Annotated in this window: 15 protein-coding genes; 10 read left to right on the plus strand and 5 right to left on the minus strand. The window is 37.6% G+C overall.

Going from position 1 to position 12330, the window contains the following annotated elements:
• Nucleotides 1-113 precede the first annotated feature (113 nt).
• Together FTV08_RS15235 and FTV08_RS15240 are read left to right on the plus strand one after the other, a co-directional pair.
• Nucleotides 114-914 (plus strand): hypothetical protein, encoded by an 801-nt coding sequence (locus FTV08_RS15235; protein WP_373685048.1) that lies wholly within the window; start codon nucleotides 114-116, stop codon nucleotides 912-914.
• Nucleotides 915-945: 31 nt separating this feature from the next.
• Nucleotides 946-1554, plus strand: a complete 609-nt coding sequence (locus FTV08_RS15240) for a hypothetical protein (protein ID WP_024160765.1) — start codon at nucleotides 946-948, stop codon at nucleotides 1552-1554.
• 44 nt (nucleotides 1555-1598) lie between these two features.
• On the opposite strand, the gene FTV08_RS15245 is transcribed toward FTV08_RS15240, so the two are convergent.
• Nucleotides 1599-2378 (minus strand): aminoglycoside O-phosphotransferase APH(3')-VIa, encoded by a 780-nt coding sequence (locus FTV08_RS15245; RefSeq protein ID WP_000422636.1) that lies wholly within the window; start codon nucleotides 2376-2378, stop codon nucleotides 1599-1601.
• A gap of 100 nt (nucleotides 2379-2478) precedes the next feature.
• A complete protein-coding gene (locus FTV08_RS15250) occupies nucleotides 2479-3447 on the minus strand; it encodes an IS30 family transposase (protein WP_012308653.1) in 969 nt (322 codons plus the stop codon).
• Between the two features lie 396 nt (nucleotides 3448-3843).
• Here FTV08_RS15250 and FTV08_RS15255 point away from each other — a divergent pair, with 396 nt between their 5' ends.
• The 6 genes from FTV08_RS15255 (at nucleotide 3844) to FTV08_RS15280 (ending at nucleotide 7872) form a co-directional block, all read left to right on the plus strand.
• Entirely contained in the window at nucleotides 3844-4992 is a 1149-nt protein-coding gene (locus FTV08_RS15255; protein WP_024160769.1) for a hypothetical protein, read from the plus strand.
• 189 nt (nucleotides 4993-5181) lie between these two features.
• Entirely contained in the window at nucleotides 5182-5337 is a 156-nt protein-coding gene (locus tag FTV08_RS15260) for a hypothetical protein (RefSeq protein ID WP_005006030.1), read from the plus strand.
• Nucleotides 5338-5375: 38 nt separating this feature from the next.
• Entirely contained in the window at nucleotides 5376-5801 is a 426-nt protein-coding gene (locus FTV08_RS15265; RefSeq protein ID WP_024160768.1) for a hypothetical protein, read from the plus strand.
• Between the two features lie 330 nt (nucleotides 5802-6131).
• On the plus strand, nucleotides 6132-7088 hold the full coding sequence (locus FTV08_RS16325; RefSeq protein WP_228160841.1) for a hypothetical protein: 957 nt from the start codon (nucleotides 6132-6134) through the stop codon (nucleotides 7086-7088).
• Nucleotides 7089-7110: 22 nt separating this feature from the next.
• Entirely contained in the window at nucleotides 7111-7572 is a 462-nt protein-coding gene (locus tag FTV08_RS15275; RefSeq protein ID WP_046127872.1) for a hypothetical protein, read from the plus strand.
• Nucleotides 7573-7584: 12 nt separating this feature from the next.
• Nucleotides 7585-7872: a hypothetical protein gene (locus tag FTV08_RS15280; protein WP_032495678.1), complete on the plus strand. Its 288-nt coding sequence runs from the start codon at nucleotides 7585-7587 to the stop codon at nucleotides 7870-7872.
• Between the two features lie 134 nt (nucleotides 7873-8006).
• On the opposite strand, the gene FTV08_RS15285 is transcribed toward FTV08_RS15280, so the two are convergent.
• Together FTV08_RS15285 and umuD are read right to left on the minus strand one after the other, a co-directional pair.
• Nucleotides 8007-9296, minus strand: coding sequence for a Y-family DNA polymerase (locus FTV08_RS15285; protein WP_038350012.1), 1290 nt, complete (start codon nucleotides 9294-9296; stop codon nucleotides 8007-8009).
• Nucleotides 9293-9811 (minus strand): translesion error-prone DNA polymerase V autoproteolytic subunit, encoded by a 519-nt coding sequence (gene umuD, locus FTV08_RS15290; RefSeq protein WP_033917549.1) that lies wholly within the window; start codon nucleotides 9809-9811, stop codon nucleotides 9293-9295. Before umuD ends, FTV08_RS15285 begins: the two co-directional genes overlap by 4 nt.
• A 989-nt stretch (nucleotides 9812-10800) precedes the next feature.
• Between umuD and FTV08_RS15295 the strand changes: the two genes are divergently transcribed.
• Nucleotides 10801-11256, plus strand: coding sequence for a hypothetical protein (locus tag FTV08_RS15295; RefSeq protein ID WP_033917523.1), 456 nt, complete (start codon nucleotides 10801-10803; stop codon nucleotides 11254-11256).
• Between the two features lie 57 nt (nucleotides 11257-11313).
• Here FTV08_RS15295 and FTV08_RS16330 read toward each other — a convergent pair whose 3' ends face one another.
• A complete protein-coding gene (locus FTV08_RS16330; protein ID WP_227520117.1) occupies nucleotides 11314-11847 on the minus strand; it encodes a DNA cytosine methyltransferase in 534 nt (177 codons plus the stop codon).
• Between the two features lie 188 nt (nucleotides 11848-12035).
• Between FTV08_RS16330 and FTV08_RS15305 the strand changes: the two genes are divergently transcribed.
• Nucleotides 12036-12330: transposase (locus tag FTV08_RS15305; RefSeq protein WP_180087618.1), on the plus strand; the 295-nt coding region annotated here is incomplete at its 3' end.

The raw sequence follows: 12330 nt of genomic DNA on the forward strand, positions 1-12330 counted from the left end.
CTAGACAAAATGACACCAAATGAGTTTTACTATGATCAGCTACCCCAACAAAACAAGGTGGCTTAACTAGAGCGGAATATCACTTATAAATACGCTTTTAGTTGTTCAAACAAGTGGGACCACCTCTCAACACCAGTGCTGATGCTGTTTTGCACAATGTCTATATTGATATTAATCACCCTGAAAATCTGGCGATGTTTAGCGAGTCTTGCAAGAATCGCCATGAAATTAATGAAAACCTACCCATTTGCCAGTTAATCACTTCATGGGTTCGATTACTAGGGATCTTCACCATTCTGGACAATACAGATCAGGACAAAGAAACCCCTGTTCTCATTCAACTTGCTGACGGCGGTACTTTATCTATCGATGGTTGGGAAATTCTCGACCAAGAAACCAAAGATAGACGCTTGGCGTTAATGGACATTGAGCCAGATGAAGAACAAGACGTAGACGACCCTATTTTGTTCGCTCATGAGCATTCAGACTCAATCACACTCACCAAAGTCGAAAAGCCAGTAGCAGAAAGTGTATATGTCGCTACGCGTAACTCTTACAGCAACAACTTTGATTTAGTTCTTGAATGTATCTTGAATCCTGAAAAATATTACAGCCTATATCAAGGCTCATATGATGGCACTCATGTTCAAGTGATCCTGAATGACTTGGCACTACTACCATCATGTAAGACACATAAATCAGAAATTGGCGACTATGTAACATGCAATGTACTGGAGCTGTTCAAAGGCTCAATAGATGCGTATGGCGCAGAAAGTGAATTTATTGATTCATTCGTGCAACTCGACATTACACCGTACTTAGATAGCACACTGAAAATGGACTACACCGAATTGCAGTTTAGCTACCAGAGCAACGATCTCATTGCATTTTTTGGGAATGATCCATGTTCTTAACATGGATCTCTATAGAATAGGAGAAAATACAATGTCTGATCATATCTATAATTACATCATCGGCAGAATCGACAAAAGCCGTAAAATTATGGTTCTGGTGAACTACGAATCAAGATCCAATCTGGTGACTCAAGCACAGTTAATGAAAGTCCAATTCCCGAACCTCAATACCTTGAGAATGTTCCTGAATGACTTTGAGCCAACGGAAAAACATGTTATCCATTACTCGAAATACAGTAAAGAAATGCCATCAGGTGCAGATGGATATTTCCTATTTTCAGAACATGACCAACAATGGAATATTTTTGATCCAAAAGTTATAAATCGGTTTGTTCACATACACCAAGAAGCACCAGAGTTCGATAACTACCAAGATTATATCTGTTCTTGTGAAGTCAAAAACTCACCTACACTTAAAGCAAAACATAAAAAACAAGCATTTGTGCAGAAGATGATCTTCACTTCATTGGGTTTTGAGCGTTATTGCCATCATTGCAATGGCTATGAACCACTGGATCGCTTTTATTATCATTCTGATACCAAAACCTATGAAGCAGTTTGCAAGCCTTGTTATGTTCCTCATTACAAGCCTTACAAAATGAAAAAACGTATGACCAGTACGGTTGAAGAATATATTTAATCATTAACTAGAACTCAAAAAGTATTTTTAGATAATGCTTGGAATCAATTCAATTCATCAAGTTTTAAAAAATAATTCCTTTTGTCAGGTCTATCATTTTTTAAATGCTTTAAAAATATTTTCGCAGTTTCCTCCGATGCATCCTCTCTTAGGCAACGTTCAACAAAGGATATATCTACAAATTCATCTGCTAACCCAGCACGACCAAGATCTAAAAAATAAATTTCATTGAATTTATCTATAAAAATATTACTATCCGTGATATCGCCATGAGAAAAAACCAATCTTTCTTCAACACGAGTCTCGGTTAACTCATTCCATAGACTTAGGTAAGTTTTATGGTCTCCCCATAATTCAGTGTCAAAATCATCTTGATCTATATCGTCAAGGAGTTGGTTATCAATAAAAAATTTTGACTCTTTTAACCGATGATCAATGTTTGAAATAAATGGACAATCAATAATAGCAATTGAATTTAACAGATTGAGTGCCTCCTTATAGATAGCAAGCAATTCTTGGTCTGTTAAAAAAAGCGCTGAAATTGGTTTTGCATTGATCGCTTTAGTGATCATGAATTCAAACTGCTCATCCTGAAAAGTCATGATGAGTTCAGGCACCTTTAATTTCTCAGAGAGCCAACTCAACATTTTCGCTTCACGAGAGACACTGTATGTGGTCTCTGTATATAAAGTGCTAGATCGCTTAAGAAAAAAAGTTTCATTATTTCGATTAAAAGAATAAACATCCGATGGCGACTGACCAATTTTATTTGGCTCTAAAACGCTGTTTCCGATAAATTGTTGAATAATATTGGGCAATTCCATCAAGTTTTCCTTTTATTCAGCATTAAAAACCCCGCAAATGCGAGGCCTAGTAAATAGATGATCTTAATTTGGTTCACTGTAGCAAAAATATGGGGCGAATTCAAACATGAGGTGCGACAGTTTCAAAAGCCATATGATAATCAACAAGCTGAGCAAATTTCTCTAATGGTGTAAGCCAATCTAACGCCTTTCTAGGACGAGTATTCAGTGACATGGCAACTTGATTTAAATAATGCTGATCTGCCTGATTTAAATCAATCCCTTTAGGTAAATATTGCCTAATTAAACCATTCATATTTTCGCATGTGCCTTTTTGCCAGGGTGAATGTGGGTCACAGAAATATACATCTATGCCTAAATCTTCTTCGAGTATTTTATGTTCTGACATCTCACGTCCACGGTCATAGGTCAACGTTTTACGCAGTTCTGCAGGTAAATATTTCAGAGCTTCAGTTAAAGCCTTGCGCACTGATTCTGCCTTTGCATCAGGTAATGTTGCCAAGATACAGAGCCGTGTATTTCGTTCAATAAGTGTTGCTATCGAACTTTTATTGTCTTTACCTTTAATTAAATCAGCTTCCCAATGACCCGGTATTTTTCTTTCTTGAACTTCGGCTGGGCGCTCATGAATAGTTTTAATATCCTGTAATATAGAATCTTTTTTAGGTTCACCGTTAGCTTTTCGCTTTTTATTTTCATGACGTAGACAGGATAATAAGTCTTTTTTCAACTCACCCTTGGGTAATGCTCGTATCGTTGAATAAATCGTTGTATGGCTTACATTCATTGTTTGATCCAAATCAGGAAATGTCTTTAAACGCTTTGCTATTTGCTGAGGAGACCATAAACAACGGATCGCTTCAACAATAAATTTCCAGAGGATTGAATCGATTTTGAGTTTTCTGTGACCACGTCTACGTCTAGCAAAAGTGTTATCAGAAGCATATTGAGCTTGATAAACGTCATTGATGCTATTTCTTTTAAGCTCACGATAGATCGTACTAGGATGTCTTTTAATAAGTTCAGCAAATTTTCTGGCTGAAAAGCCTTCTTTTCTTGACTCAAGCATTAATGCAGTACGATCTTCAAAGTTAAGATGATGGTATGACAATTTTATATACTCCATAAACCCTTTAAATTAATTAGGTGGTTTATGTCGCACTTCAAGTTTTACTCTGCCATGGCAACTATTAATTATTGCCATCTTTTTTTGATATAGATCTATGTAATCAGGTTATTTTAATATGTGAGCCTTATTTTATTTAATTAAATATAAATAATTGATATTAGTTTTATTCAACGTATACGGTGATTTTAATTGATTAAAATATTTTAATTACTGAACCACTACCGTTGTTAAATTCAGCTTCATTAATATTTTAAGGAAAAAATTATAAACGCCACTTAATAACTATTATGGAATCTCAGATGTAGAGCACACGGCTCAAAACTTGGAGATTTTAAAATGTCACATTTCACAGTTGCAGTAGTTACCACCCCTGATGGTGATGTTGTAGATGCCCTAGAACCATTTTACGAATTTGAATGCTCAGGCATTAAAAACAAATATTGCATTTCAGAATCATCATTGGACGAAATTAAAGACCAATACGAATCGACAGAAATCACTTTGATGAAAAACTCAAAGCCTATCATAGATGATGGTGAAGAACGCTATGCGTTTCTTGACGACCCTCGTTTCGTGCGTGATGCAACAGACTTCGAGCTTGATGCCATCAAAAACAACAAAGGTGATATTTTTGCTGACTTCCCGAACGGCGGTAAACATTTATCAGTGGTACAGGTCAAAAACGATGATGGTACGTACTCAAGTCGCATTCGTGATTTAGGCATGTTCATTCAATGGCATCAAAAAGATGTGCCATGTACTGAAGTGTTTGAGCTTCAACAGTTCATTAACTGGTATAACGAAAAAGTTACGCCGACTGTTTTGACAGGTGAAAAACCTGATGAAAGTTGGACAGAATGGATAGAGCTTGATGCTGACGGTAAAGTGGTCGATTACTTCACCACCACCAACCCGAATCCGAAATACGATTGGTATGAAATCGGAGGACGTTGGAAAAACATGCTGTTGCGTCTTGATGGACGAAAAGTGGATAGCTGTCCGATTGGTGAGCTAGATTTTGAAACCGAAATCAACCGCTTAAAAACCGAAGCTAACCGTGTTTATGACTATTTTGAGAAGTGTATCGGTGATGCTTCACGTACTTGGCGGTCATGGGCTGATGTTTGGTCTGATGAATCAATCGAATCAGTGAACGATAAGCGTAATTTCTATCATAACCAAGATGCAATCTTATTAATGAAAGCCAGTGATACGGATAACCTGTTTGGCATATTCGGACATGAATTTGATGAATTTTTGGTGAGCCGTGAAGAATTCCTAGCTAAAAAATCAGCAAACCCATTCGGTACGTACTGTTTCTTAGATGCTACCACTGATGCAGAAATCGGAGATTGGACAGGTTCAGAATGTGGATTGTTTGGAGAAGACTTATACAAAGAGGAAAATTGGGAATCCAAAAACCAAGCATTGCTGAAGAGCTTTCCAAGCGACTATATAATCACGATTGTTGATTGCCATATCTAAAACCCAAACAGGGATAAGCGTAAACCCTTATCCCTTTTCTTTTGGGCATTTTTTAAAACGCATTCGATGTTTTTTAATTGATTAAAAAGGTTTTGAATTTTTAAATTTTAAATTTTAAGAAAAATTAAACAGCTATTGCGCTTTGTATAATGAATATAGATTTAATCACTATCCTTAAGGGCTTTTAATATGTGGAATACATTAGTTTTAATTCGTAAAACCGCAACGTCAAAAGAAATAAAAGACAAAGCTGATATGTATTTAAGCCAGTTAAATACTGCAACCATTTCAGCATCTCTTAAAGCTGAAATACTCTCTTTTATCGAATCTGTTTTAAACGATTAATCAACTTAGGCTCAACGCCTACAACTTGGAGAAACCCCATGAATTACTACAACACATTCACCATTCCATGCAATTTTAAAGTACAGCACATTGAAGATGGTCAATTTGTCGTGTTTTTTGCTGATGGCACTCAGTTAAGTTACCAGATTGAAAACACCAGCAAGGTTAAATGGATTGAACCTGAAGCATTCAGCTTAGAGCAAGTACTCCTAAGCTCAAAAGAGCCAATCAATGCCGATGATATTGACATCATTAAGTATGCTTCATACCGCTTAATTGCTGACACGCCATTGATTGATGATGATGGTAGCAATCCTGAACCTGATTGCCTTTACTGCAAAAAATCTAGTGACACTCTTAACAGCCTCATACTTCAAGTCACTGAAGCACATACCCTCCCATGTTGGCTACTGACATCAAACGGCGTTCATATCCTAGATATTAATGAATTGACTGAAGCTTAATAACAACAACCAGTGAAGCATGTCTATTGCTTCACTTTTTGGCAGTTGAAAACCGCATTCGATGTTTTTTTAGTTGATTAAAAAAAGGTTTAGAAATTTGGTTGTGGCCAGCGCTAGATCTGGCGCACCAGGATCAATGCTTATTTGTATGGTTCGTTAATTGCTTCCATCATTCTAATAGCATCCTCATTACTATTTTTAGCTGCTATCTGTTAAAAGTCGCAGCAAGGACCAGTAAAACAATAATAAATAATTTTAAAAAAGTTTTTGGGTTAGGTTCTATCTTAAAATAAACATATTGAAGCAGAAAGCTTAAAACTTGGAGTTGAAATGGTTTCTATTAATGAATTACTGAACAAAAACCTTGATCGCAAATATGGTCCAATTGAAGCGCATGAAGTTATAGAACTTGTTCGTGTAACTCGTGCGCCAGAATCCGTAAATAACCCTTCAATGCCATCAGTTAGAATTTCTACTGCAGATCTGCACCATATGGTTGAACAAGCTAAAAAGTTCAATTTGTGGGAAGAATGGTCCACCAAGGTTTTAGCAACTGAGTTGCCATACAACCCTTATCTTAAGCCAGTGTTTACAGGTCATAGTTTCCCACGTTCTAGCATGTCTACTGACAACTACGAAGCATTAGTACGCTCTACGTTAGTGCCGGTGCTACTACCTGAAGATAAAAAGTCTTTTATCAACCTGAATGACAAAGTTATGTCATTTAACAACCTCATGTTTGATATGCCCGATGCGATGGTGAACCATCTCATGACTGGTAAAAAACTTTGGCTATATGCAAAAAATGGGCAAGTGGTCTGGTATACCCGTGCTGAGTATGAGGCGCAAACCAAGTGGAACCAGGCTGAACAGGATGCTAAGAAAAAAATTACTGCATTGTTTGAATTATTCAATGCGCTGCAACAAGCTAAACCGATCTTTGATGCTATCGATCAGAAGAAAAACTTCAGTGCTTTACCGTTCAAATGGTTCACTGGTGTAAAAATTGTAATGTCAGGCTTGTCAGCTGGATCATGGGGCGATGGTGAAAAATCAAATACAGTGACTCACTTGGTTTTTGATGAAGACTACTCAGGATCTAAATTGGTTCGTGAGAAAAACCAGTACTTGTGCTCAGCTGGAGGCTTATTCCCTGCAGATGAAGCAAAGAAAGAATTCAAAATGAAAGTAGGTGAAGTTACCGTGGACACGGTACCGCACCTTGTTACATGTAAAGTGTGCCTAAAACGTATTTTTACGCAACTTGCATTAACTCAATCTAATTAATCAAATTTATAGGGTGTTCATCATGAATAACAAAACAATTGCCAAAAAAATGATTAACCAAGTTAAATCGGTTATCACTGACCCTCAAGCAAAAAGCTTGTTGGCTGCTTATCACGTAGAGACGTCATTTACCCACTTCTACGAAACACACAGCCACATTTACTTGGTTGGTAAAGACATTACTGCAGTCATGGCCAAACATTTTCCATACTTCACGTTTAAGACTCGTGATAACAAGAAAGCCCGTCACGGTATTGGCGATGGCTCAATGTCTGATTGCTTAAACAAGCTGCGCCGTGTGTATCGCTTAGAAATCAAAAAACCGATTAGCGAGAAGTTTATCGCTGAAGCTGGTGCACCGACTTTCACAAAAAGCCAATCTGTAAGTCCTGTTGCTTATTTGATTGATGAAGTTGTGCAACAAGAAACAGCGCCGATCGCACGATCTGACGTTCAAAACAGTTTCCAGGATCTTTTCAATTGATTTGAGGCTTATATGAATATGCATACGACTCAAAAGAGTGAGAGAGACAAAATGACAAAACGCTGTTCTGTTGATGTGAAGTCACCCTGGTTCTTCATAGAGGACCAAATCCCAAACAAAGATGGCACGGCGTTTATTGTGTGGGATGAATTCTTAGACCATGAAATTAAACCTATCCGCTGGAGCGATAAGATCCGTGACTATGCTTCAGGTGAAGTCGAATGGAGTGGAAGCTTCTTATTTTGGCGATATGATGATGGTACACCAGCTGAATCACCAAGAAGCTATCAGCAATCTTAATTTCTTATATTTCCGAGGGTGTAGCCAATTGATTTTGAGATTTGATCAATCTCTTTAAGGCAAAGGTTTGATTCCTTGAATGCCAGTTCGAGTCTGACCATCCCCGTCATTGCCAACAAATTCCCTCAAATGAATCAATTGAAGACAATCATACCAGCCTCACTAAAATAGTTACGGCTTTGACGTTCTGACTTAGGTTCCCAATCTCTATTTTTCAGATTACATGATCCAGCAGCAATTTTAGCCTTGCCAAACTTACTTTGAATGTTTTGAAACGCCGTCATTAACGCTTGCTCTTTTTCAAGCTGCTCTACGTCAGTTAGTAGGCCGATCGTGCGATGTTCTTCTTTTATCAATTCACACAACATCACGCCACATTTCTTAAACTCTATCCCCTCTTTGTACAATTTATCAATCAGTGATGTGGCAGCTTTAACCAGTTGCATCAAATTGTTTGTAGGTTGGGTAAACGTGTATGTTAACGACTTGCTGTAATACGGTTTTGACTGGTCAAATGGGTTGGATTGCAAGAAAACAATCAGAGATCCGCATAGCTGGTGTTCAGCAACAAGCCGATTGAATGCATTATGGGTATATTTGCTGACGGCTTCTTGAAGAATTGAGAGCTCAGTAATTTTCTGGCCGAAAGATTTGCTCGAGACAATCTGTTGTTTCGCCTTAGGTGAACTTTCAAATTCAAAGCATGGCTGGCCAAGCAATTCTAAAATCGTACTTTGCATATTCACATTGAAGAGTTCACGCATTCGATTCGGGTTGGATGTTGCAAGATCCAGCACACTTAAAATCCCCATGTCATTAAGCTTTTTAGCGTACTTTCGCCCTACACCCCATATTTCATCAACTGGCATGCTTTGATAGTAGCTTTCGACATCTACCAGGCTCATTGTCACTAAATTACAGATTCCATTTAATTCTGGATTCTTTTTGGCAAGGTTGTTGGCCATTTTACTTTCAGTCAGTGTTCTACCAACACCCACGCACGTTGTTAAGCCAATAAACTTATATACTTGATGCCGAATCTCCCGTGCCATTTCAGTAGCATCAAAGTTTTTAGTAAATTGAGTAAATTCTATAAAGCCTTCATCAATGCTGTAAATGCTGTAACAGCTTGGATCTACAAAACCAGATAATATTCCATGAAAACGGCGTGACATTTCGCCATATAGCGCAAAATTGCTCGATAGCACATGAACGTTATGTTTATTGATGATGTCTTGGACCTTAAAGAGTGGCGCACCCATCGGGATTTTTAAGAGTTTAGCTTCAGCGCTTCTCGCGATGATTGTTCCATCATTAGAGCTTAAGACAACGCATGGTTTACCCTTTAACTTAGGGTTCCAAAATGCTTCCATCGAACAATATGCCGAATTTATATCAACATGAATAAATACCCGGTTTGTCATTTTCGTGCGTCTTTAATGATGTAAGTCACTACGCCCCACACAATCAATTCCTGTTCAGGTTTTAGAAAAATATGTGAGTGCTCTTGGTTTTCTGCTTTAAGCCAAACTGGAGGGATAGATTTTGCATCTGGACCAAAAATTTCATTAATTTCACCAGCTGACATTTGCTTGGTGATCATCAACCGCTTAACGGTAAAGTCTGTTTCTAGCTGAGCAACAATAATATCTAGATGCTTGGCGTCTAAGCTTCTATCGATTATGAGCTTATCGTTAATATCTATACCGGCATTTAGCATGGAACGAGAGCCTACTTTACCAATAAACGTAGAGTACTCATTGGTGATCAGCATTTCGTTGAGATCGACCGACTTTTCAATAAAATCTTGTGCTGGTGATGCAAATCCAGCCGACAGCAGCTCTAACGCCACTGGAATGCGTTTAGGTGCACCAGGAGCAAGAGCTTCAATTTCAACTAAATCACCAGCTTTAAGCGGTATTTCTGATTTTTCTGACATCTCAAGACCGGTGAAAGAATATATATACCAATTCTATTTCTTGCATGTCTGATGATCAATCAAAAAATAAAAACCAGTAGGCATGCCACTTGCCTACTGGTCGTATTGGAAGTTCAAAATTGACTTAGATCTTAGAAAAACTCAAGTGATATAAGGCTGTTGCGCGTACTAAATTTTGACGCGGTGATTTTGGTTTCCAGGCCTGGTCAGACCATGGCCAGAGATCAGGAACCGACTCACTTGTATATGCAGATGGTTTAGAGGGAATTCATCGCATAAACAGATTGAGCATTTAATAGCGTTGAATGTTAAATATCTACGGCAAACTGCTTTCAGATTCATGAATTGGGTTTGTTCAAAAACAGCGTTATTAATTAAAAACTAAAACGCCTTTCCACATGTACAAAACCAGTAGAATAAAACCAATAAGAATATGCACTTCGATAATGACTATTAGCCAGCTTCTGCACATATTGAATAAATACTTAAAGAACGATGGCGCTTGGTGTTTATATTCGTTTTCTTCTTCGTAGTCATCTGTATTGACATGGTTCCAAAACGGTTTCTCTTTGGTTTTACACGGGTTGTCATTATCAGATTTAGACAAAATTTTTACCTTTTATAACCTAACCAATTAGATAATTATATTAAATCTATTAGCCACAAAAACTTTATCAAAAAACTTTTTTTCGTTAATTTATTTGTTTAATGCACTGATCAAATTAAATGTGAGTGACTTGGACCTATCTAATCGTATGAAACTGAGTGTTACTGAAGTTGGACATCTATATTCACTTGAATACACAACCAAGATTGAAGTGCTGGAAGAAGCATTTTTAGCATTAGGACTTTGGATCTTCAGGTTATTTAATTAACTTCTACCCTTTTGACCTAGCCTAGCTAGGTTTTTTTTTGAAAAAATTTTAAAGCCCAAACAGTCTTTAAAATGAATACATCAAGCTCATTGCTTAAAACCTGGAGTATTCAAGATGTATCTACGCTACACGATGTTTAAAACAGATGGAGAAAAAGTCCTTAGTTCGCACGGCATTGGGTTAAGCAACTGCTTTATTTACCATGCAGCGGAAATACTCTACAAAGAGGTTCAAAATTCTGCATCTTTTGACCGTTACATTGAGAGATTATCAAAGTGTAATACGATCAAATACAACCACGAACGACACGGCGACAAAGCACGTATTGTCTATTTTGCACCTGAAGATCTAACGCGTGTCTCTTACAGTACAACATATAGCGAACGGGTTGAAAATGCCAATATCGATAGCTTTGACTTGATTACCCTGTACGCTGAGTACAAAACTATTTTTAGTTGTATCTATTTTGATATATCAACGAATACCTGGTCTGTACGTACATACACTGATGTATTAACATCAATGGGCATGTTAAAGCCACCAGTAGCACAGTTAGCATTTGCAATATAAGAGCCCCTGAAAAGTCTTATACCCACCTAGCATTGACCAATCAATGCTAGGTTTTTTTTACGATGCAATTTGATATTTCATTTCATGTTTAAAGTTTGCTTTGACAAGTGCATGGGATAGATCTGGAGGTACTGAGTTACCTACCATTCTGTATTGCTCAGTTTTCGTCAGCTTAATTTTTTGGTTATTTTCATCTACACCATGAGTAAAGATGTAATTGCTTGGAAAGCCCTGAGCCTTATACAACTCAAATGGTTGAATCATCCTAAAACCAATGTCTTCAATATAATAATGTTCATTATTGATTTCGATTAAGCCGAAACGTTCAAACAAGTCATTCTTAAAGTTGAATTGCCCGGTAAATTTCAAAAGTAGCGCACGTACTTCCGCAAACTGATTCACGGTCGTTAACGTGTGAAATGGTTCTGATAGCTCTTGGCCAGTGCACCCCTTTTTCATTTTAGATAGGTGACACACGTATAGCGCATGTGTACCGCCTTTTGTTTCTGCTGTAATTGTACGTAATGGCTCATTTATTGGCATGGATCTACGACTTGAACCATTGGCACACTCAGTAAGAATTGGCGCCACATTGTCCACGATGTAAGGTTTTGGGTTGTGAACGATATATTTTAAAATCCCCCTCACAATTCGCTCTAATGTAGCTGGTGCTAAAGGTTTTTTACGCTTGAATATGCTTAGGGTGTGTTGACACTTTTAGTTTAAAAAAATAGCGAAGTAGTAAAATCAAATCGCCAAACCCAATTTTACTATTCGCTATGCCTCGTACCATGCTGACAGATCAACCCTGGCAAAAGTTGAAAGTTATTCTGCGTAATTTATCCATTCACCACAACTCAAATTTACGCAATTTTATTGAAGCTATTCTCTATAGAATTAGAACAGGCTGTCCGTGGCGAGATATTCCTTCTTGTTTTGGTCATTCCAACTCTATTTTCAAACGTTTTAATCGTTGGTCAAGCAGCGGTAAGTTACTTAGATTATTCAAATTACTAGCCTCATGCCCCGATATGGAGTGGATTTTTATTGATGGCTCTCATGTACGTGCTCATC

The sequence above is a fragment of the Acinetobacter sp. YH12226 genome (genome assembly GCF_013417805.1).
Lineage (GTDB): Bacteria > Pseudomonadota > Gammaproteobacteria > Pseudomonadales > Moraxellaceae > Acinetobacter.